This is a genomic window from Neoluteolibacter marinus (genome assembly GCF_014904755.1).
Classification (GTDB): domain Bacteria; phylum Verrucomicrobiota; class Verrucomicrobiia; order Verrucomicrobiales; family Akkermansiaceae; genus Haloferula; species Haloferula marina.
In genome coordinates this window covers 146,388-166,346 of sequence record NZ_JACZFQ010000006.1, presented here as the reverse complement: position 1 = coordinate 166,346, position 19,959 = coordinate 146,388, and the positions used below count along the sequence as shown (strand labels likewise).

General features: G+C 63.3%; 21 protein-coding genes. 6 read left to right on the top strand and 15 right to left on the bottom strand.

Going from position 1 to position 19,959, the window contains the following annotated elements; all coding sequences use genetic code 11:
- The 7 genes from IG178_RS01910 to gnd form a co-directional block, all read right to left on the bottom strand.
- Positions 1-1,185: a DegT/DnrJ/EryC1/StrS family aminotransferase gene (locus IG178_RS01910; RefSeq protein WP_193210802.1), complete on the bottom strand. Its 1,185-nt coding sequence runs from the start codon at positions 1,183-1,185 to the stop codon at positions 1-3.
- A 13-nt stretch (positions 1,186-1,198) separates the two neighbouring features.
- Positions 1,199-2,515: a nucleotide sugar dehydrogenase gene (locus IG178_RS01905; RefSeq protein ID WP_193210801.1), complete on the bottom strand. Its 1,317-nt coding sequence runs from the start codon at positions 2,513-2,515 to the stop codon at positions 1,199-1,201.
- An 18-nt stretch (positions 2,516-2,533) separates the two neighbouring features.
- Positions 2,534-3,499 (bottom strand): UDP-glucuronic acid decarboxylase family protein, encoded by a 966-nt coding sequence (locus tag IG178_RS01900; protein WP_193210800.1) that lies wholly within the window; start codon positions 3,497-3,499, stop codon positions 2,534-2,536.
- A gap of 185 nt (positions 3,500-3,684) precedes the next feature.
- Entirely contained in the window at positions 3,685-4,227 is a 543-nt protein-coding gene (nusG, locus tag IG178_RS01895; protein ID WP_193210799.1) for a transcription termination/antitermination protein NusG, read from the bottom strand.
- The gene (locus IG178_RS01890) at positions 4,224-4,739 is read right to left on the bottom strand and encodes a GbsR/MarR family transcriptional regulator (RefSeq protein WP_193210798.1); all 516 of its coding nucleotides are present in this window, start codon (positions 4,737-4,739) and stop codon (positions 4,224-4,226) included. The genes nusG and IG178_RS01890 overlap by 4 nt, the downstream gene beginning before the upstream one ends.
- A gap of 82 nt (positions 4,740-4,821) precedes the next feature.
- Complete coding sequence (locus IG178_RS01885) at positions 4,822-6,252, bottom strand: class I SAM-dependent methyltransferase (RefSeq protein WP_193210797.1); 1,431 nt, start codon at positions 6,250-6,252, stop codon at positions 4,822-4,824.
- Positions 6,253-6,362: 110 nt separating this feature from the next.
- Positions 6,363-7,781, bottom strand: coding sequence for a decarboxylating NADP(+)-dependent phosphogluconate dehydrogenase (gnd, locus tag IG178_RS01880; RefSeq protein ID WP_193210796.1), 1,419 nt, complete (start codon positions 7,779-7,781; stop codon positions 6,363-6,365).
- Between the two features lie 100 nt (positions 7,782-7,881).
- On the opposite strand from gnd, the gene pgsA reads away from it, so the two are divergent.
- Positions 7,882-8,481, top strand: coding sequence for a CDP-diacylglycerol--glycerol-3-phosphate 3-phosphatidyltransferase (gene pgsA / locus IG178_RS01875; RefSeq protein WP_193210795.1), 600 nt, complete (start codon positions 7,882-7,884; stop codon positions 8,479-8,481).
- On the opposite strand, the gene IG178_RS01870 is transcribed toward pgsA, so the two are convergent.
- The 8 genes from IG178_RS01870 to rsmA all read right to left on the bottom strand — a co-directional run bounded on the left by IG178_RS01870 (position 8,478) and on the right by rsmA (position 14,803).
- Positions 8,478-9,062 carry a hypothetical protein gene (locus tag IG178_RS01870; RefSeq protein ID WP_193210794.1) on the bottom strand — a complete coding sequence of 195 codons (585 nt, stop codon included), beginning with the start codon at positions 9,060-9,062 and terminating at the stop codon, positions 8,478-8,480. The two genes, pgsA and IG178_RS01870, sit on opposite strands and share 4 nt — an antisense overlap.
- Before the next feature lie 19 nt (positions 9,063-9,081).
- Positions 9,082-9,891: a hypothetical protein gene (locus tag IG178_RS01865; RefSeq protein ID WP_193210793.1), complete on the bottom strand. Its 810-nt coding sequence runs from the start codon at positions 9,889-9,891 to the stop codon at positions 9,082-9,084.
- Between the two features lie 90 nt (positions 9,892-9,981).
- Positions 9,982-10,530 carry a peptide deformylase gene (gene def, locus IG178_RS01860; RefSeq protein ID WP_193210792.1) on the bottom strand — a complete coding sequence of 183 codons (549 nt, stop codon included), beginning with the start codon at positions 10,528-10,530 and terminating at the stop codon, positions 9,982-9,984.
- Positions 10,531-10,545: 15 nt separating this feature from the next.
- Positions 10,546-10,965, bottom strand: a complete 420-nt coding sequence (locus tag IG178_RS01855; RefSeq protein ID WP_226894625.1) for an ExbD/TolR family protein — start codon at positions 10,963-10,965, stop codon at positions 10,546-10,548.
- 6 nt (positions 10,966-10,971) lie between these two features.
- Entirely contained in the window at positions 10,972-11,655 is a 684-nt protein-coding gene (locus tag IG178_RS01850; RefSeq protein ID WP_193210790.1) for a MotA/TolQ/ExbB proton channel family protein, read from the bottom strand.
- A gap of 11 nt (positions 11,656-11,666) precedes the next feature.
- Positions 11,667-12,812: a hypothetical protein gene (locus IG178_RS01845; RefSeq protein WP_193210789.1), complete on the bottom strand. Its 1,146-nt coding sequence runs from the start codon at positions 12,810-12,812 to the stop codon at positions 11,667-11,669.
- A 63-nt stretch (positions 12,813-12,875) separates the two neighbouring features.
- Entirely contained in the window at positions 12,876-13,319 is a 444-nt protein-coding gene (locus IG178_RS01840; protein WP_193210788.1) for a type II secretion system protein, read from the bottom strand.
- A 110-nt stretch (positions 13,320-13,429) separates the two neighbouring features.
- Positions 13,430-14,803 carry a 16S rRNA (adenine(1518)-N(6)/adenine(1519)-N(6))-dimethyltransferase RsmA gene (gene rsmA, locus IG178_RS01835; RefSeq protein WP_343225911.1) on the bottom strand — a complete coding sequence of 458 codons (1,374 nt, stop codon included), beginning with the start codon at positions 14,801-14,803 and terminating at the stop codon, positions 13,430-13,432.
- A 312-nt stretch (positions 14,804-15,115) separates the two neighbouring features.
- Between rsmA and IG178_RS01830 the strand changes: the two genes are divergently transcribed.
- The 5 genes from IG178_RS01830 to ruvX are packed head-to-tail and all read left to right on the top strand — an operon-like array spanning position 15,116 to position 19,954.
- Positions 15,116-16,756, top strand: coding sequence for a peptidylprolyl isomerase (locus IG178_RS01830; protein WP_193210787.1), 1,641 nt, complete (start codon positions 15,116-15,118; stop codon positions 16,754-16,756).
- Positions 16,757-16,783: 27 nt separating this feature from the next.
- Entirely contained in the window at positions 16,784-17,131 is a 348-nt protein-coding gene (locus IG178_RS01825; RefSeq protein WP_193210786.1) for a tetratricopeptide repeat protein, read from the top strand.
- Positions 17,132-17,136: 5 nt separating this feature from the next.
- The gene (gene metG / locus IG178_RS01820) at positions 17,137-18,705 is read left to right on the top strand and encodes a methionine--tRNA ligase (RefSeq protein WP_193210785.1); all 1,569 of its coding nucleotides are present in this window, start codon (positions 17,137-17,139) and stop codon (positions 18,703-18,705) included.
- Positions 18,702-19,535, top strand: a complete 834-nt coding sequence (locus IG178_RS01815; protein ID WP_343225910.1) for a glycoside hydrolase family 16 protein — start codon at positions 18,702-18,704, stop codon at positions 19,533-19,535. The genes metG and IG178_RS01815 overlap by 4 nt, the downstream gene beginning before the upstream one ends.
- A complete protein-coding gene (gene ruvX / locus IG178_RS01810) occupies positions 19,532-19,954 on the top strand; it encodes a Holliday junction resolvase RuvX (RefSeq protein WP_193210784.1) in 423 nt (140 codons plus the stop codon). Before IG178_RS01815 ends, ruvX begins: the two co-directional genes overlap by 4 nt.
- Positions 19,955-19,959: the final 5 nt, after the last annotated feature.

Below are 19,959 nucleotides of genomic sequence, written 5' to 3'. Positions count from 1 at the left end.
TCAGGAGAGGAAGGAGGAGATCGCCGCGACGACTTCTTCGAGCTGGCTTTCGACCAGCTCGGGATAGACTGGAATGCTGAGCACCTCGGACGAAAGCAGGTCGGAAACCTGGCAGTCACCCAGCGAATGCCCGGGCAGGTCCGCGAAGCACTGCTGGCGGTGCATCGGGACCGGATAGTAAACTTCGCATCCGATACCTTTCCCGGCGAGATGCTCCCGCAACGCGTCGCGGCGGCCTTCGCCCGGAACCCGCAGCGTGAACTGGTTCCAGACATGGCCGTTGCCGCGGTAGGCGACGGGAAGGATGAGCTTCGCGGCGGCCGTCCCGGAAGCTTGGCCGGGCGGGCAGCAGCAGTCCGCTTCGCTCGCCTGGACGACTCCCGGCAGCGCGGCGAGACGCTCGATGTAATAGGCGGCATTGCGCGAGCGACCGTCCTCATAGGACTTGATGTGCCGCAGCTTCACCCGCAGGAGGGCACACTGCAGGGCGTCCATGCGGAAGTTGCCACCGACCGTCGAATGGTAGTAGCGCGGGTGCATGCCGTGGTTGCGCAGGCGCAGCAAGGTCTCCGCGAGCTCATCGCTTCCGGTCGTGACCAGCCCGCCGTCCCCGAATCCACCGAGATTCTTCGACGGGAAGAAACTGAAGCACCCGAGGTCGCCGATGGTGCCGCAGTTGCGGCCCTTGTACGTCGCCCCGAAGGATTGGGCGACATCCTCGACGACCTTCAGTCCATGCTCGTTCGCGAAAGCGAGCACAGAATCCATGTCGGCCGACTGGCCGTAGAGATGGACCGGCACGATCGCCTTGGTGTTCGGGCTGAGTTTCGCCCGGGCGGAATCGATGTCGATGCCGAAGCAAACCGGGCAGACGTCGCAGAACACCGGGGTGGCCCCGGTCCGGGAGATGCTCCCGGCGGTGGCGAAGAAGGTGAAGGACGGGCACAACACCTCGTCACCGGGTCCGATGCCGAGCGCCATCAGCGAGACGATCAGGGCATCGGTTCCCGACGAAACCGAGACCGCGTGTTTCGCGCCGAGGGCAGCGGCACACTCCTGTTCGAAGGCGTCCACTTCCTCACCGAGGATGAAACGGCCGGAGGAGAGAACCTTGTCGAAGACCTCCTTCAGCTCGGCTTCGAGCGGGAGATTCTGGGCGTTGACGTCGAGAAGGGGGACAGGCATGGGAAAATCGGGATCAGGCTTTGACGACGAGCCCCTCTCGGGTCGGCACGGTGGCCATCGCGTTGCGCGTGTCGATGATCAGGTCTGCCCAGTCGGCAAGCTGACCGAGGTCGAACGCGGCGTGGTGGGTGGAGATGACGATGCAGTCCTGGGCGCGGATGGTTTCCTCGTTCCACTCGACGGAGCGGACGCCGGCCCACTCCATGTGCTCGCGCGTCGGACCGACGACGGGCACATGCGGGTCGTAGTAGGAGACCTCGGCGCCAAGGCGCTTGAAGCCGTCGAGCAGCGCGAAGGTCGGGGACTCCCGCATGTCGTCGACATTGGACTTGTAGGCGAGTCCGAGCAACAGGACGCGGGAGCCCTTGACCGGCTTGGCCCGCGAGTTGAGCGCTTCCATGCTCCGATGAATGACGTAGTCGGGCATGCCGCGGTTGATCTCGCCCGCGAGCTCGATGAAGCGCGTGTGGACGCCATACTCCCGGGCCTTCCAGGTGAGGTAGAAGGGATCGATCGGGATGCAATGGCCGCCCAGGCCCGGGCCTGGAAAGAACGGCGTGAAGCCGAAAGGCTTGGTCGAAGCGGCGCGGATGACCTCCCAGATGTCGATGTCCATCCGGTCGGCGGCCACCTTCAACTCGTTGACGAGGCCGATGTTGACGGCCCGGTAGATGTTTTCGAGCAGCTTGGTCAGTTCCGCGACCTTGCAGGAGCTGACCGGCACGATTTTCTCGAACGCGGCCTCATAAAGGGCCACCCCGGCTTCAAGGCATGCCGGGGTCACCCCGCCGACAACCTTGGGAATGTTGGTCGCGGAGTACTTCGGATTCCCCGGATCCTCACGTTCGGGCGAATAGACGACGTGAACGTCCTTGCCCACCACCAAGCCGGCCATCTCGACCCGCGTGACCACCTCCTCGTCGGTGGTTCCGGGATAGGTCGTGCTTTCCAGACTCAGGACCTGTCCCGCCTTGAGGAAGGGCACCACCGCATCGACGGTATCGACGACATAGCTCAAGTCCGGCTCGAAGTGCTCGTCGAGCGGCGTCGGCACGCAGAGGATGATCGCGTCCAGGCCGGCGATGACCGAGAAATCGGTGGTCGCCTCGAGCTTCCCGGAAGCCAGGGCGCCGGCCACTTCATCGCCGGGAATGTGTTTGATGTAGCTGCGCCCGGCCAGAAGCGCTTCGGGCTTGGCGGGATCGATATCAATCCCCACCGCCCGGTAGCCGGCTTTGGCGTATGCCAGCAAGAGCGGCAAGCCGACATAGCCGAGGCCGACGACTCCGACGGCCGCGCTTCGGTCCGCGAATTTTTCCTGAAGGATCATGAATGAAAGCCGCCGCGCTCAGGCAACGGGAACGAAATCGCGGAAGTACTCAATGGTCTCGCGGATCCCGTCGTCGAAGGATTTCACCGGCTCCCAGCCGAGCACCTCCTTCGCCCGGCTGATGTCGGGCTTGCGGACCTTCGGGTCATCCGGAGGAAGCGGCTTCGGATCCACCGTGAGCTCGATGCCCACCACCGACGCGATTGCTTCAGCGAACTGGCGCATGGTCATTTCGTGCGGATTCCCGCAATTGACCGGTTCGTGGAACTCGCTGCGGGCGAGCCGCCAGATGCCTTCCACCAGGTCGGAGACGTAGCAGAACGAACGCGTCTGGCTACCGTCGCCGAAAATCGTCAACGGCTGGCCGCTGAGTGCCTGGCCGATGAAGGCGGGCACGACGCGACCGTCGTCGAGCCTCATCCGCGGGCCGTAGGTGTTGAAAATCCGGACAATGCGGGTATCGACCCCGTGGGCCCGGTGGTAGGCCATGGTGGCCGCCTCGGCGTAGCGTTTGGCCTCGTCGTAACAGGAGCGCACCCCGATGGAGTTGACGTTGCCCCAGTACGATTCCGGCTGCGGATGGATCTCGGGATCACCGTAAACCTCGGAAGTCGACGCCACGAGGTAGGTCGCTTTCTTTCGCAGCGCCAGGTCGAGGGCGTTGTGCGAGGCGTAGGAGCCGGCCTTGAGCGTCTCGATCGGAATCTGGACGTAGTCGATCGGGCTCGCCGGGGAGGCGAAGTGGAACAAGTAATCCACTGGACCCTCGACATCGAACGGCTCCGAAACGTCGTGCTGGACGAAACGGAAGTCCGGATTGTCTTTGAGATGCTCGATGTTGCGGGCGTGCCCGGTCACGAAGTTGTCGATGGCGATCACCTTGAGGCCGTCGGCCAGCAGCCGGTCAACCAGATGGGAGCCAACGAATCCGGCACCACCGGTCACGACGGCGGTTTTGCCTTTGAGGTCCTGTTTCAAATTCATGTCAACGGTCGGGGGGGAAACCAAGCTGCCGCCCTTGGTCGATTGTCCGGTGTCCGGACAAAACCAGCGGTGAAACTCGGGATATTTGGGATTCAGGCATCTTGATCAGGAGTGCCTTGGCGGGCTGATGGATCAAAATATCCGGGCGCCGTTCAATCCAAAATGAACAAATTGGAAGAGCGGCGTCACGGGAGGGGCTTGCGGGGGAGAAGGAGGGAAAAAAGGTCGACTTCAATCACCTGTTCGCGACCCAGGAATTCCAGCAAAACCTTGACCCGTTCGCGGGCCGGCAGGACCTCGACCACGGTCGCCCGCACCCCTCCGAGAGGCCCGTGCGCGAGCTCGACTTCCTCGCCTTCGACGATCTTCGGGCCCACCGTCAGCACTTCGTCACCTCCTTGCTTGGCGACCTCTTGGCGCAAGACTTCGACAAAATCGTCAGGCACGGCCGGCACCCGGTCGCCGAAACGCACCAGACCGCGGACGCCCTGGCAGTACATGACCGCCCGCTCCTCGGTTTCGAGGCGGAAACGGGCCAGCACGTAGGCGGGAAACAGGGCCTCGACCCACCACACCTTGCCGCGGCGGGTGGCTTTGCGATAACGCAGCATCGGGCAGAATACCTCCACACCTTCCAAGCCGCGGAGATGGGCGGCGGCAATCGACTCGCGCTTGGTCTGCGTTTTCACGCAGTACCAGGCCGCTTCGCTGGAGGTGGATTCCGTCATTCGCCGAGAACCTTTTGCAGAAGCGGCAGGACAAAACGTCCCTTCTGCATCCAGTGTTCCAGTTGTTTCACACGATTCAGGTAGAATTCCCGGCGCTCCGGATCATCCTCACCTTCAGCACTTTCCGTCAGCTTCCCGATCTTCGACTGCCCGCTTTCAAGATGCGGGCGGACCTGCTCGCGGATGAATCCCCCGACCAGGCGCTTCAACTCGGTATCCGCCTCATAGTGACAGCGCCGCGAATTCTCCAAGGAGGTCTCCCGCACCGCACCGAGACCCTTGAGGGCGCGCAAGCCTTGGCTCGCTGAGCCTTTGCTGATGCCAAGACGCTCCACCAGGTCATCCAGCGAGAGTGGCTCCGGGGAAATGAACAACATCCCGTAGATTTCACCGATCGAACGCGGCAGACCCAGAACTTTCATCCCGTCGACGAAGACGTGGATCACCTGCGCTTCCAAGGGACCCAATGCAGGAAACTCGCGGATTTCGTCCTCTTCTCGAACCGGGGGCACGGGGCATGAACTAGCTAGGAAAGACGAAGTGTTCAATATGAAATGAACAAAACATCCCTAACGCTTTAAACGCGACCGATTCTTACTCCACCACCCCCCGCGCCGCCAGATGGTCGAGCCAGCGCATGAAATTGAGTTCGGGAAACTCGCGACGCGAACGCTCCAGCAGTTCATCGGTGGATTGATTGCCATCCATCGCCGCGAGCAGCGTTTCATGCCCGTCCGGATAGTGGCAACTGACATGCCGCGCATCGACCACCGGCCGACCGTTTGAGGCAAACCAGCGGTTCAGCGGGGAGATTCGAGGCCGTTCAAGGCTTTCGCGGGCAACGCTCAAGCCTCCGGCACGCAATTCGATGGTCCCAAGCCTGGCCGCCTGCGAAATCCAGGTCGCCAATTCCCCCGAATGCCGGGTCGGCTCCCATCCGCCGCCGAGACGATCCGCGGTGCGCTCCATGAGCTCACGCACCGCCACGCAATCCTCCCCCACCTCAGCCAGCACCTCGCGGAACATCCGCACCAGAGCACTCTCGCCCTCCACCGACGGAAGCTCGAAGCGGCCTTTCCCGGCCGCGAAATGCATCACCACCGCGGAGGTCGTGGCCTCCTCGACCGCGGCCTCCTGCCGGCAGAGCAGGCTGATCCGGTGGGTCCGGCCGGACAACAGGTCGAGCGTCTGGTGAAACATCAGCGGATCGGCGGCCAGCGGGGCGAGCTTTTCCATCGCCGCCGGATCGATCCCGTCGGGCAGCCCGTCTTCCAGGCCTGCCTCGGCCAGATAGCGCAGGCCCTGCTGACCCGCCCAGTGGACGAACTGGCCGAAATACACGGCATCGCACACCGGCGAGAACTCGTCGAAAGCGAGGATCTCCCCGCCCTTCTTCGCCATGTCACGGCAGATCGCCTGGAGGTCCGCGGAGTATCCGGTGCCGCCGCCTGCCATCTCCCCCAGCGCTGCCGCGACGGATTCCACCGTGCCACCCAGATGGCCCGCAGCCGGGCTTTGGGCCAGCGCCCGGACCAGCGGCACGACCGACCGTCGCAGCGCCCAGCCGGGAAGCGTGTTGTAACTGATGCAGGCGATCCCATCGTCCGACAGCACCTGGCCGCACAATTCCATCACCCGGGTCTTCACGGCGTCGGGCACCCACGAAAAGACACCGTGGACAATCAGGTAATCGCAGGGATGTGACGGCCGCCAGTGCTCCAGGTCGGCGACCTCGAAGCGAATGTTGTCCAGCCCCGCTTCCCGCGCCGCCTCCCGGGCGCTGCGGATCGCGGTGTCGGAATAGTCGAGCCCGGTGAACTCGCTCCGGGGGTAACGGGCCGCCAGCGGCAACAGGTTCTGGCCGGACGCGCAACCGAACTCCAAGACGGAGCAGCGCTCCGGCAGCGGCAGCCGCTGCAACCCGGCAAACCTCGCGCTCACCGCCAGCCTCGCGATGTCCGTCACCGGATGGCTCAGGGCCGGATAGCGCCGCTCGGAGTACAACTGACGGACCGGATCGTTCATGCCGCATATCTGGACTGTCCGGACCGGGTTTGGGAACCGCGAATCCAACAAAAAACGGCCGGGATCGCTCCCGGCCGTTTGCAGATTCTCGCGGCAGTTCAGGCGCCGGATCAGCCGATGACCTCGGGCCAGTCGGTGTGGAAGAACTCGCCGCGCGGCTTGTCGGTGCGCTCGTAGGTGTGGGCACCGAAGAAGTCGCGCTGGGCCTGCAACAGGTTGGCCGGAAGGACGGCGCTACGATAGCTGTCGTAGTAGCCGAGGGAGGCCGAGAAGGCGGGAACCGGAATCCCGGCCAGGGTCGCCAGGCTGACCACCTCGCGCCAGTTCTGCTGGAACTCGTTGAGCAGCTTGGTGAAGAAGGGCGCCAGCATCAGGTTGCTCAGCGACGGATCCGAGCGGTAGGCGTCGGTGATGTCGTTGAGGAAGCGGGCGCGGATGATGCAGCCGCCACGCCAGATCGCGGCGATCTTGCCGAGGTCGAGGTTCCAGCCCTTTTCTGCACCCATGGTGGCGATCAGGTCGAGGCCCTGGGCGTAGGAGATGATCTTCGAGGCGAACAGCGCGTCGTGGACCTTCTTGACCAGCTCGGCCTTCTCGCCGGTGATCTCGGCCTTCGGACCCGTCAGCTTGTCGCTGGCGGCAACGCGCTTTTCCTTCATCGAGGAAAGGATGCGCGCCTCGACGGCGGCGTTGATGGTGGAGATCACGACGGCGTTCTCAACCGCGTTCATGATCGTCCACTTGCCGGTGCCTTTCTGGCCGGCGGTATCGAGAATCACGTCGACCAGCGCCTTGCCGGTTTCCGGGTCGTTCTGTTCGAAGATCTTGGAGGTGATCTGGATGAGGTAGCTCTCGAGGTCGCCGTTGTTCCAGTCGGTGAAGACGGTGGCAAGTTCGGCCGGGGTGAAGCCGGCGGCCTTGAAGATGTTGTAGGCCTCGCAGATGAGCTGCATGTCGCCGTACTCGATGCCGTTGTGGATCATCTTCACGTAGTGGCCGGCACCGCCGGGACCGATGTGGGTCACGCAGGGCTCGCCGTCGACCTTGGCGGAGATGCTTTCGAAGATCGGCTTCATCACGTCCCAGGTGGACAGCGGGCCACCGGGCATGATCGAGGGGCCCTTGCGCGCGCCTTCCTCACCACCGGAAACGCCGGCGCCGATGAAGCGGAAGCCGAGGTCGCCGAGCCACTGGTCGCGGCGCTCGGTGTCGGTGTAGAGCGAGTTGCCGCCGTCGATGATGATGTCGCCCTTGTCGAGCAGCGGCAGCAGCGACTCGATGACCGCGTCGACGGGACCACCGGCCTTGACCATTATCATGATTTTGCGCGGGGCGGCGAGGGACTGGACGAACTCCTCGAGGGACTTGGCGCCGACCAGTTTCTTGTCCGGATGGGCGGCGACGAACTCGTCGGTGACGGACGTCGTGCGGTTGTAGACGGACACCTGGAATCCGCGGGACTCCACGTTGAGGACGAGGTTCTGGCCCATGACGGCCAGGCCGATGAGGCCGAAATCGCTGTTACTCATGATCTTGAATCGGTTCGGAAAGCGACGGCCATGTAAGGAAGGCGGGGCATCGGTGCAACCCCTTGTTGCCATGATGCCATGCATTCCCCACATTCCTCCTGTGAACCTCCCCAATGCGATCACTCTCTCCAGACTCGTCCTAACAGGCGTTTTCGTCGCTGCGGTGAGCTTCCGGGGAACGGGAGGCTTCGCCCTGGCGCTGGCGACCTTCTCGGTGGCGGCGGCGACGGATTGGCTGGACGGCTATCTCGCGAGAAAGCTCGGGCAGGTGACCCCCCTGGGAAAACTCCTCGACCCTCTGGCCGACAAGATCCTCGTTTGCGCGGCCTTCGTCTTCTTTTCCGCGCAGCCGCCGGGCGACTACCACTGCCCGATCTGGGCGACCGCGCTGATCATCGCCCGGGAGTTCCTGGTGACCGGACTCCGGCAGATCGCGGTGGAGGCCGGCCAGGTGCTGGCCGCCGATCGTTTGGGAAAATGGAAGACCACCTTCCAGCTCACCTACTGCATTACCGGCCTGGTCTGGTTGACCTTCTCCTCCCTCCCCGATCCGGGTGCCCCGGGCCGCATCCTCAGGGATTTGGCTTCACCAGCCGGTTGGCTGATGCCGGTCTCGTTGTGGGCCGCGGTGGCGCTCACCCTCATTTCGGGCGCCAACTACGTCTGGAGCAGCCGCAACCTGCTGGTCTCCGGGAGCTAGCCACCCGAATCATCGGCCAGATCAAGGCGCGACTTGATCTGGGCAATCACCGAGTCGAAGGCCATGCCCTCGGCATCCGGCACTCGACTGGTGGACACGAAGCGGGGAATCAGCCCGGGCGGCACGCCAAGCCGGGCATCGAGTTGGGCCGGGTCGAAGTTCGGATAAAGATCCGCACGGTGGTACTGGATCGCGATCCCCACGGACCTCAGGTCATACCCGTTCCGCCGGGTGTTCTCGGAAAGCCGCATCAGGCTGTCCCAGGTCGCCTGGAACTTCATCGGATCCACATCGACGACGAAAACCACCCCCGCGGCCGCGCGCAACAGCAGCTCTTCGGCGGCATTGTAATCAACGCGACCGGTCAAGGAGTGCACCGCAACGTTGAGGAAACGACCGTCTGGCAAAGCCCCGGGCTCGGTCCACTCGACGCGGTGGACACGCAACGGGCCGACGGCGTGCTCGCGCACGGTGGCGGAACCATAGCGCCCGGCAATCCCACGCAAAACGGCCAGCTTTCCAGCATCGGCCGCCCCCGTAAGGGCGACCTTGACTGAAACTTGCCGGCCGTCTTGCTCCACCGTCATGCGGTGAGCGGAATCAGAGGTTCCCGAGCTCGCGGGCCACGATGATCAGGGTCTCGCGGACACCGGGGGCGAAACTGCCGTCATTCTGCACCGCAAGCAACACATCGCCCTCGCGGATGAACTCGATCGGAACATTGCCGCAAACGAGCTTCACCTGCCCCGAACCGAAGCCGAGGCCACCAACAACCCGCTTGAGGGCATCAATGGTTCCGCTGTCGGCAGCAGGCACGCGGGCAACGTGGCGGATGCCCGCCAAGCTCCGCGCACGCTGGAGGATCTCTTCAGCGCTCAGTTCACGATCGACACCGAAAATGGCGCGCAGGGCGAGCTGGCGGATCGAGCTGGAATCCGACGTGAAGCCGCCCGACTCCTCGCTGCGTGCCGCAGCCGGTGCCGGCGATGCCGCGGGCGCGGGAGCTTCCGCGGCCTTGGCAGGTGCCGACTCCTGGGCAAATCCAAACGGCGTCGAGGCCGGGGCGTCCGAGGCTGGAACGGGTGGCGGGGTTGAGCCAAAGGGTGACGTGGCCGAAGCCTCGGGCCTCGTCGAGTCCGAACCGGTAACGGCAAAAGGCGAGCGGGATTCAGCAACCGGCTCTTCACCCGCAGCAGGACGACGCTCGGGAAGCTTGGCAGGCATGCCCGGGTCCGATGCCGGACGTGCCGGTTGTTCGTCCTTCATCGAAGCGAACGGCGATTCCGGCTCGGAGACGATGGCAAACGGGCTGGTAGCCGCTGCGTCGTCATCGACGGCAAATGGACTCTTTGGAGCGGGAGTGGGCGCGAAGCCTTCCTGGGGTTCAAAAATACCGCGGCTGCTGTTCATGGGATCGGACGTTGTTAGATGGTGGGGAGAGACGGAGGACTGAATAGCTTCACAAATCCGAAATGTCGAGTCCCCAATCCCCGCCAACCGTCAACCACCCGCTGCAAGACGCCGCAATTTCCGCTTCAGGCTCAGCTTGGTCGCCGGCGAAACCCGGTCGATGAAGAGCACGCCGTTCAGGTGATCCGTCTCGTGCTGGATCGCCCGCGCCAGCAACCCGTCGGTCTCGATCTCCAGCACGCTTCCGTCCAACTGGGGTAGCGTCGCCTTGAGGGAAGACGGCCGGCTGACCTCGGCCCTGACATCGTGGATGCTCAGGCAACCTTCCATGTCCCGCTCCTTCGGACCGGTGAACTCCAGTTCCGGATTGATGAAAACCAGTGGCATGATCGACTCGAGCGGGGCGTCCTCGCCCCCCACCTTCAGGAAGGTGATGCACTCCGGATCATGGGAGACATCCACCACGGCAAGCCGCAGCGCCACGCCGATCTGAGGAGCGGCAAGCCCGACCCCGCTGGCATCGTACATGGTCTCCAGCATGTCGGCGACCAGCTTGCGGAGATCGTCATCCACCTTGTCGACGGTCTTGCAGCGCTCGCGCAGGACCGGGTGGCCGTATTGAACAATTTCGAGGATCATTGGTAGAACCGCCGCTCATTCGGGCAAGCGAATGCGGGCGGGCACGTCCTTAATCTGGATCCCGGCCCGGGTCAACGCGTCCCATACCGTGAGCAACTTCTCCAGCGACAACTCCTTGTCCGCCTCCAGTTCCAGCTTCCGGCCGGGATTCTCCCGGATGAAGGCGCTGAGGTAGGCGTCCAGCAGCTGTGCATCGGGCACCACCAGCTCGTCGAGGGTAATGCGACCCTCCTTGTCGACGGTGAGCACCGAACGCTCGTCAACGGCCGTGCTGCTGGCAATCTCGCGCACCGTCGGCAGTTCGATCGGCAGGATGCTGCGGGGCTTTTTGAAGGTGGTTGAGACAATCAAGAAAATCAGCACGATGAACAGGATGTCGATCATCGGCAGGATCGGCACCCCGCGTGACACTCGGGCGGGTCGGTCGAAGCGCATGGGACCTCAGGCTTGGGGAGACCGGTTCGACCCGGGAAGGCTTTCGAAGGCGTGGGCCAAGCGGGTAAGCAGCACTTCCAACCGGGCGGCCATGGTTTCGATGCGCCGTTGGAACCAGCCTTGGGCGACCACCGCCGGGACGGCGATGGCAAGCCCCACGATCGTGGTGTTCAGGGCGCGGCCGATACCAAGCGCGATGCGGCTGTAGTCCGCGGAGTCTCCCAGCCCCCCGAAAACCACCACCAGCCCGCTGGCCGTCCCAAGCAATCCAAGCAGGGGCGCAACGGTGATGACCACGTCGAGGGCGGTCATCCCCGCGTGAAGGTGCACGATTTCTTCCCGCGCCGCGGCTTGCACCGCTTCGGTGAATTCCGCCTGCGACTTGTCCCGGTTTTTCACCGCGAGCGAGCAGAGCCGGGCCAGGGTGCTGCGGCCCTGTTCGAACTCCCGCAGTACCGATTCCCCGCTGGCATGCTTCATCCGCGCCTCGAACTCCTCGACCTGGACGGCCAGTGCCGGAGGAATGACCATCTCCTTCCGCAGGGAGAGAAGCTTGAAAAGAATCACCGTCACGGCGACCAACGAACAAAGCCCGAGCAGCGCCATGAAATAGCCGCCTTCGGAGAAGAATTGCCAAACTTGCTGAAGGCTCGTGGACCCGGCGTCGGCGAGGAGGGGTGGGATTGACATTGGCAGGAGGTCTAGAAGTTGAAGCGGTAAATGAGTTCCAATGGTTCGCCGTCGAGCTGCTTCTTCAAATCGGCGGGCATCGCGGGAATCTCCGCATCGCGGATACTGTTGAGCGTGAAACCTTTTTGAATATCCCCGACACCGAACACCTCGACGATGTACTTCGAGCGGACTTTACCCGACGCATCGAGGACAAAACTCAAGGTCAGCTGGCCCGGCACGATGAAATCCCGGTTGCGGACACAATTCCGCTGCCATTCCCGTTCCACGGCCCGGCTGACCGCCGCGTGATATCGCCCGAGCACCGAATCCTCCACATTCAGAGCCGATCGACCGACCCGGCTGAGCGACCCGACCAAGCGGGTCTTCTGCTGGAAGCCGCGGAAGCCGGGAGCTTCCTTCGCGACCTGCTGCTTGGGCTGTTCCTCGGGCTTCTGCTTTTCGGAAGGTTCCAGCTCACCTTCCACCCTCCTCCGGGGAGGCGTCGCCTTCGGCGCTTCTTCAGGCACCATGTCTTTTACCATCCGGTCGACAGCGACGGGCCCCTCCGCCAGCTTTTCTTTCGGGGGAGCGGCCTCAGGTAGCTCCGACTCCGCATCGACCTCCCCCTGCTGCCGCATCGCGGGGTCAGCCGGTGATCTTTCCGCCGTGTCGGCCGATTGCGGTGTCGGCTCCGTCGGAGGCGCTTCAGCCAGCGCCACCCGGTCGTTCGACAAATCACCATCCTGATAATTGCTTTCCGTCGTTTCAACCTCGTCCTCCCACTTCGGCTCCCGCCCCCTTTGATTGGGTTGATCGGGATTTTGGGCCTCGGCGACCGAATCACTGGTGGCCCGGGTATTCCGCTCGCCGATGAAGTCGGGCGATTCCGCAGCACTTTTTTCCTGATCCGGCGACGTCCGGGCAAATGTCGGCGCCTTCTCCGCAGGTGGCTCAACAACGCTCTGATCGGTAGCCGCGCGCGCCTCCTGCAGCGGCACGATCCAAGCGACGACCTCTTGCGCCGGGGTTTTCTCAACCGGCGACTTCACTTCCACATTGGCCAGCACCCAGAGTCCAAGCACCACCACACCGAGCACATTGACCACGGCCGATGCGCAAAAGGCCAGCAGCCAAATCCGTGCTTGGCTTTCAAAGGGAGTGCCGGCCGCTCTCATGAGAACACGGCCGCGACCCTCGACTGAAAATCCCCGGCCTGCAATCCGGGAAATCCCACGGGATCACCAGTCGTCCACATTCAACGGCTCATGCTCCCCGGTGGCGGAAAGCGAGCAATTGAAATAAAGCGATCCGATATCGGGAATGACGTCGCCGCCCGAGCTGTAGACGCCATCACCGGGGCAAATCGGCATGGCTTCCACGAAGCGGCCGAGTCCAATGACCTGGTTCTGCAAGCCGGCGACCGTCGCACCCGCTTCATAACCATTGAGATTGGCGAAGCTCCTCACGCCCTTCTGGACATTCTGGAGATTGATGATGCACAGGACCCGGTCGGAGCCGTTCTTCCATGCATTCGCGCCGATAAACAATACGGCAACCAAGGTCAGCATGACCAGGATCACCACGGTGAGCTCGAGGAGTGTCAGACCGCGGGCATCAAGTTTCCGAGGAAAGCGATGCCGGTGGCTGGTCCGGCCTCGCGTGTCGAGGGTGGCAAGTTTCATGTTCGGGACAAGTTAGCATTGTGGGAGGTGCTACTGTGGGACAGCCCGTGGAAAATAAGACTTTCACCCTTCAAAACAAGCACATTCTAAAAACTTTCAGGGATCCCGGACTATTTTCCTCTTGCTAATTTCCAGCATTCCAAGAATCCGCTGGCGAAATCTTCCGGACGTTCGGCGATCCACGCCTCCAGCTCGTCCGGCTTCATCCAGAGGGTCGATTCGACTTCGGAGCGCGGGAATCGCGGCACGCCGTCCCACCGGACCAGGAACAAGCGGACATGCTCCCAGCCGGTCTCCGGACGCGCGCCGATCCGGCCCACCTCCTCGACCTCGGCGCCGACAATCCCCATTTCCTCCTCAAGTTCCCGGATGGCCGCAGGCTCGTAGCCCTCACCACAATCGAGATGCCCGGCGGCACTGGAATCCCAGACGCCCGGGTGCAGATCCTTGAATCGCGAGCGTTTCTGAAGCAGCAGTTCACCGTGCCGGTTGACGACGAAAACGTGGACCGCGCGGTGCAGCAGCTTGTTCTCGTGGACCTCCCGCCGGGTCGCCTGGCCAACCACATCGTCGGCCTCGTCCACCACATCGAAGACCTCGTCGCCCTTTTGGGGAATGTCCTTCAGCGGATGCAGATCGTAAATTCGCGCCAATTCGACCCACTGCTCCAGCTTCAATTCTTCCGCCCGGGCCGACACGGAGAGCCCGAGCGTCCCGCAGACTTGCTCCCAGGCGGGCTCAGGCGGCATGTGTTTGCCCATCTGCTTGCGGCGCTGCGCGAAACCCCGGCGGATCAATTCATCGAAGCGGCGCGCGTCAAAGGCAGGCAAGGAAGTGCCCCGAGGCAGCAGCAGGGCGACCGAAGAATCGATCTGGGGACGCGGATGGAACGCCTCGGGCGGCACGGTCCGCAGCGGTTTGACCGTCCACTCGCTTTGAACACGCAGGGTCAGCACCCCGTAGGCCTTGGTGCGGGGCACCGCCGCGAGGCGATCGATCACCTCCTTCTGGAGCATGATCACCGCCCGCTCGAACGGGTGGGGCCGTGACAGGAAATTCCTCAGGATCGCTCCACCCGACGAATAGGGAAGATTCCCCAGGAACTTGACCGGCGCTTGCCGGAACAACGGGCGAACGTCGAATTTCGCGCCATCCGCGTGGTGGACTTCCACCGCGGGCTCCCCGGCGAACCGCGATTTCAACCAGGCGGCCAGCCTGGAGTCGAACTCGACCAGCACGATTCGCTTCACCCGGCCGAGCAAATGGCCGGTCAAGGCCCCTGTTCCCGGCCCAACCTCGACAATCGTGTCTCCCGGCTGCGGATCGAGCTGATCGGTGATCCAACGCGCCATGTTCGGGTCGCAGAGGAAATTTTGCCCCAACTGGCGGCTCGGCATCACCCCGGCGGACTCCAGTGCCTCGCGAATCTCGTGTCCTGTCACCCGGGCAGCGATGCCCCGTTGCCACGGGACCGGCAAGATCACTTTCCGGCGGGATGACGAAAAAAGATCAGAACATTTTGAACGATTCCCCCCTGACCCGGTCAGAACACTCTGAAAACCGTGCGCAAGTGCAGTTTTCATGTAAGGGTGAACAGCAGTTGTCAGCTCCTACCGTTTTTCGTTTTCGAGGGCGGTGGTGGTTGACGAACTTGGCCGTCGGGGAGTGGGTGCTCCCCGGCGGCTCTTTTTTGCCCTCAGGTCCGACTTGGTCCGACCGCGAATAAGGGTTGAAGCCCAACCGGTGGCTCCCTTTACTTCCGCGCCCCGCCGGGGACATCCCAGCACCAAGCGTTCATGATCGAAAACCTTCGCAAATACACCGGCCTGATTATTTTTGTGGTCGCGCTTCTCTTTGTTGGTCTCGCCTTTTTCGGCAACGGCTCCAGCGCGGGACAGGGAAATCCGGGCGATCCCCCCGCCGTCAAGATCGACGGGCGGACCTATACTTATACCGAATTCCAGAAAGGTAGCTCCGCCACCATCAGGCTCGCGATGGAGCTCGGGCTCTACCAATTCGTCTCAAAACTCGGCGGCTTCGGTCCGGAAGGTGACGAGACCAACCAGCGCTTCTTCGCCAACCATCTGTTCCTCAAGCAAGCTCGGGAAGAGTTCGGCGTCCACCCGTCCGACGAGGAAGTCACCGCGGCACTCAAGGCGATGCCGGCCTTTCAGGACAACACCACAAGGCAATACGATCAAGCGAGGTACAATCTCTTGGTGACCCAAGGTATCGGCCGCCTCGGCATGACCGAATCCGACGTGCTCGAGCTCGTCCGCGACAACATCGCCTCCGCCAAATTGGAAGAAATCATCGGCGGCGGCCTCGCCGCGGACCGGACGACCGCCGCGGATCAGGTCGCCAGCAACGATCAACAGGTCACCATCCAGTTCGCCCGCACCTCGCTCGAAAAATTCAAGGAGGAGATCCAACCCACCGACGAGGAACTCCTCGCGGCCTGGGAGACCACCAAGGACAAGTACCAAACCGATCGCAAGATCAAGGTGACCTACTTCATTGCCAAACCGGTTTACCCGGAGCCCGAAAAAGAGGAAGCCACGCTCCCCCAGGCGGTCACCGAGGAAGACAAGAAGGCGGAAGCCGAGGAGGCGAAGAATAAGAAGGACATCGCCGACGCCAAACTCGCCGGAGAAAAGAAGGAGATCGACGGGAAGTTCGCCGACCTGGTCGACGCCTTCCTCAGCGAACTCGACAGCAGCGAAGGTGCGGCATTCGAGAGCCTCGCCGGCGAAAACAAGTGGGAGATCACCACCACCGAACTCTTCCCCCGCTCGGCCGTCCCGGCAGCTCTCTCCATCAACAAGAACTCCGCGACCGACCCCACCCCGGTGGCGGACCTGCTGTTCCAGCTCGTCCTTGAGAGCGAACAGCCCCTGGCCAAGTTCACCGACGCTGTCCCGGTGGCGGATGGCGGCTATCTCATCGCCCGGCTCGACGAGATCGAGGAAGCCCGCACGAAGACCTTCGACGAGGCCAAGGATCTGGTGAAAGCCGACTACATCAGCGAGAAGTCCGCCGAAGCGCTCAAGACCGACGCCGACGAAAAAACCGCAAAGATCCGTGAGGCCGTGACAGGCGGCAAAACCTTCGCCGACGCGGCCAAGGAGCTCGGGCTCGAGGTCAAGTCCCATGGTCCCTTCAAAAGAACCGACCAGCTCGACGGCGAGGCGGACACCGCCATCCTTTTTGACACCGCCTCCATGGTCGCCCCCGGATCGCTCGCCGACCCGGTGCTCCGCCCCGACGGCGCCCTGCTGGTGTTTGTCGAGAAGCGCGAGCTGGTCAAGGACCCGGCCCGTGACAGCAGGGTCGAGCAGACGCTCACCGCCCTGACCTCTTCCCAGAAGACCACGGCCTTCGCAGCCTGGCTCAACGAAAAGCTCGAGAACACCGTCATCGAGAACCTCCTGCGCTGACCGACACGCTCGCGGAGCGCTGCACCAATGCCTGACTCCGAACGGGACCTGCTCTTCGACGACGCCAACGGCTGCCTGGCCCTCGGCGACCTCGAGGATGCCTGCGGACTCTACCGCCGCTGCGTCGCGGTGGACCCCGAGTTCTTCGACGGCTGGCATGCGCTCGGCATGTGCCTGCTCAAGCTGGGCGAGGTGAAGGAAGCCATCGGCTGCGGCTTGCAAGCCACCACCCTGCGCCCCAACGACCTGCTCGCCTGGACCGCCCTCTCGCAGATGTATGTCCGCGACGGCCAGATCGCCGAGGCGGAATCCGCCAAGGCCAACGCCCGAATCCTTTCCCTCGGCGGCAAGATTGTCCGAGAATCGCCCGACTGACTGCCATGTTCTTCATCACCACCGCCATCGACTACACCAACGGCGCTCCTCACATCGGCCACGCCTATGAGAAGGTCCTCACCGACGTGATCGCCCGCTACCGGCGCTTGTGCGGCGACGAGGTTTTTTACCTTACCGGCGTCGACCAGCACGGGCAGAAAGTCCAGCAGACCGCGGAAAAGGAAGGCGTCCACCCCGCCACCTTCGCCAAGAAGAAGACCAAGCTCTTCCTCAACCTGTGGAAGAAGCTCGGCCTGCGCTACGACGGCTGGGCCGAAACCACCGACGACCGCCACAAGGCCTGCGTCCAGGCCATCCTCACCGACCTCCAGGAGCGCGGCGAACTCTACAAGAAGGCCTACAAGGGCTTCTACTCGGTGCGCCAGGAACAGTTCCTCACCGACCGCGACCGCAATGAGTCCGGCGAGTTCGGTCCGGAGTGGGGCGAGGTCGTGGAAATCGAGGAGGAAAACTGGTACTTCAAGCTCAGCGCCCACGCTGCCTGGCTGAAGGATTACGTCGCCAGTAATCCCGATTTCGTCATCCCCGGCTTCCGCCGCAACGAGTTGGTCGGCGCCCTCGCCAACTCCGCCGAGCTCGACCTTTGCATCTCCCGCCCGAAGGAGCGCCTCCGCTGGGGCATCGAGTTCCCCTTCGACCCCGACTTCGTCACCTACGTCTGGTTCGACGCGCTCATCAACTACATCTCCTTCGCCGGCTACCTCGCCAAGGACGATGCCGGACTGCCGGACTTCGATGGCACCTGGAAAACCGGCCGCCCGGTGCACGTCATCGGCAAGGACATCCTCGTTCCCGCCCACGGCATCTACTGGCCGAGCATGCTGCACGCGATCGGTTTCACCGACGAACAGCTGCCGCAGATCCTGGTTCACGGTTGGTGGAACATCAAAGGCGAGAAGATGTCGAAGTCGCTGGGCAATGTCGTCGACCCCGACGAGCTTGCCGACAAGTTCGGAGTCGATGCCCTGCGCTACTACCTCGTCCGTGACATCACCACCGGCAAGGATGCCGATTTCGACCTCGATCGCCTGGTGATGCTCTACAACCAGGAGCTGGCCAACGAATTGGGCAACCTCTGCAACCGCGCGCTCAACATGAACGCCCGCTACTGCGGCGGCGCGGTCAAGACCGGTGGCGAGACCAATGCCGACGACATCGAGCTGCGGAAATCGCTAACGACCGTCACGGCCGACTACCGGGCCGCAATGGACAGCTACGACATCGCCGAGGGACTCAAGGCGATCAACCGTCACGTCACCGCCTGCAACGCCTACGCCGAGCGCAACAAACCATGGGAACTTGCCAAGGACCCCGCCAACCAACCGCGCCTCGAAAGTGTGCTGGCCCATCTGGTGGAAAGCCTCGCCCATTGCGCGCTGCTGCTCTCCCCCGTCCTGCCGGAACCCGCCGAACGCATCGCCGCCCAACTGCGGGTCGACAACCTGATGGACCTGCAGCTCGATGACTTGAAATGGGGCATCATCCCCGACGGCCACCAGACCGGCAAACCGAAGCCGGTCTTCCCGAAGATCGTGATCGAGGAAAGCGAGTGAAGGCGTCCCTGCTGCTGTTCGCCTTCGCAGCCATGCTTCACGCGGAGGAAGTCACTGCACCTCCCCGCGACGACGCCTACCAGCTCGTCTGGTCCGACGAATTCGACGGCGACGGCCCGGTGGACGAGTCCAAGTGGCGCTTCGAAGGCGGCTTCGTGCGCAACGAGGAACTGCAGTGGCATCAGAAGGACAACGCTAGCAGAAAGAACGGCCTGCTGGTCATCGAGGCCCGCCGCGAGACGGTCCCGAACCCCCGTTTCGAGGAGGGCTCCCGCGACTGGAAACGCAACCGCAAGGAAGCCCACTACACCTCCGCCTCGCTGACCACTGCCGGCAAGCACGACTGGACTTTCGGCCGCTTCGAGATCCGTGCCCGGTTTGACATCCAGCCCGGCCTGTGGCCCGCGATCTGGACCACCGGCCGCGGCCGCTGGCCTCATGGCGGCGAGATCGACATCCTCGAATACTACGGCGGCCGTATCTACGCGAACTTCTGCTGGGCTGGACCCGGCGGCCGGGATGTATGGAACACCGGATCCCATTCGATCGGCCGTTTCGATCCACGCGGCTGGAAGGACCGGTTCCACACCTGGGTATTCGAATGGGACGAGGAAAAGATGACGATCTGGATGGATGGCATCCTCCTCAACACCCAGCCGATGCAGCATGTGAAGAACCTCGACGGCGAAGCGGTCAACCCGTTCCTCGCCCCGCAGGCCATGCGCCTGAATCTCGCCATCGGCGGCCGGCAGGGAGGCAACCCGTCCGACACGAAGTTCCCGCAGCGTTACGAGGTCGACTACGTGCGCATCTATCAGAAGAAGCCATGAGCGGCGATTGCCACCCTGCCCTCGGCATCGACCATGGCGATGCCCGCATCGGCATCGCCGCCACCGATCCGCTCGGCATCCTCGCCCACCCGGTGGAAACGATCGACGTCTCGAAGGGCGACCCGCTGGAACGCATCGCGGCACTGGTTTCCCAGCGCGCCATCAAGACCCTCGTGATCGGCCTGCCGCTCCGCCTCGACGGCAGCGAAGGCAGCTCGGCGATCAAGGTCCGGCGCTTCGCGAAACAGCTCGCCACCCGCTTGCCGGACCTCCCGCTGGTCTTCGTTGACGAGGCCTACACCACCATGGACGCCGCCGAGAAGCTCCGCGAAGCCGGCCGCAACGCGAAGCGCCAGAAAGCCGTCATCGACCAGGCCGCCGCCGTCGAGATCCTGAACGCCTGGCTGTGCGGAGCTTGATCCCC

What these genes read in the sequence shown, in the direction of transcription:
- IG178_RS01845 (WP_193210789.1), bottom strand. Translation starts at nt 12,812, where the DNA reads ATGAGAGCGGCCGGCACTCCCTTTGAAAGCCAAGCACGGATTTGGCTG.
- IG178_RS01855 (WP_226894625.1), bottom strand. Translation starts at nt 10,965, where the DNA reads ATGCGCTTCGACCGACCCGCCCGAGTGTCACGCGGGGTGCCGATCCTG.
- nusG (WP_193210799.1), bottom strand. Translation starts at nt 4,227, where the DNA reads ATGACGGAATCCACCTCCAGCGAAGCGGCCTGGTACTGCGTGAAAACG.
- IG178_RS01865 (WP_193210793.1), bottom strand. Translation starts at nt 9,891, where the DNA reads ATGAACAGCAGCCGCGGTATTTTTGAACCCCAGGAAGGCTTCGCGCCC.
- def (WP_193210792.1), bottom strand. Translation starts at nt 10,530, where the DNA reads ATGATCCTCGAAATTGTTCAATACGGCCACCCGGTCCTGCGCGAGCGC.
- IG178_RS01840 (WP_193210788.1), bottom strand. Translation starts at nt 13,319, where the DNA reads ATGAAACTTGCCACCCTCGACACGCGAGGCCGGACCAGCCACCGGCAT.
- IG178_RS01825 (WP_193210786.1), top strand. Translation starts at nt 16,784, where the DNA reads ATGCCTGACTCCGAACGGGACCTGCTCTTCGACGACGCCAACGGCTGC.
- metG (WP_193210785.1), top strand. Translation starts at nt 17,137, where the DNA reads ATGTTCTTCATCACCACCGCCATCGACTACACCAACGGCGCTCCTCAC.
- IG178_RS01905 (WP_193210801.1), bottom strand. Translation starts at nt 2,515, where the DNA reads ATGATCCTTCAGGAAAAATTCGCGGACCGAAGCGCGGCCGTCGGAGTC.
- ruvX (WP_193210784.1), top strand. Translation starts at nt 19,532, where the DNA reads ATGAGCGGCGATTGCCACCCTGCCCTCGGCATCGACCATGGCGATGCC.
- gnd (WP_193210796.1), bottom strand. Translation starts at nt 7,781, where the DNA reads ATGAGTAACAGCGATTTCGGCCTCATCGGCCTGGCCGTCATGGGCCAG.
- IG178_RS01910 (WP_193210802.1), bottom strand. Translation starts at nt 1,185, where the DNA reads ATGCCTGTCCCCCTTCTCGACGTCAACGCCCAGAATCTCCCGCTCGAA.
- IG178_RS01830 (WP_193210787.1), top strand. Translation starts at nt 15,116, where the DNA reads ATGATCGAAAACCTTCGCAAATACACCGGCCTGATTATTTTTGTGGTC.
- IG178_RS01900 (WP_193210800.1), bottom strand. Translation starts at nt 3,499, where the DNA reads ATGAATTTGAAACAGGACCTCAAAGGCAAAACCGCCGTCGTGACCGGT.
- IG178_RS01850 (WP_193210790.1), bottom strand. Translation starts at nt 11,655, where the DNA reads ATGTCAATCCCACCCCTCCTCGCCGACGCCGGGTCCACGAGCCTTCAG.
- IG178_RS01885 (WP_193210797.1), bottom strand. Translation starts at nt 6,252, where the DNA reads ATGAACGATCCGGTCCGTCAGTTGTACTCCGAGCGGCGCTATCCGGCC.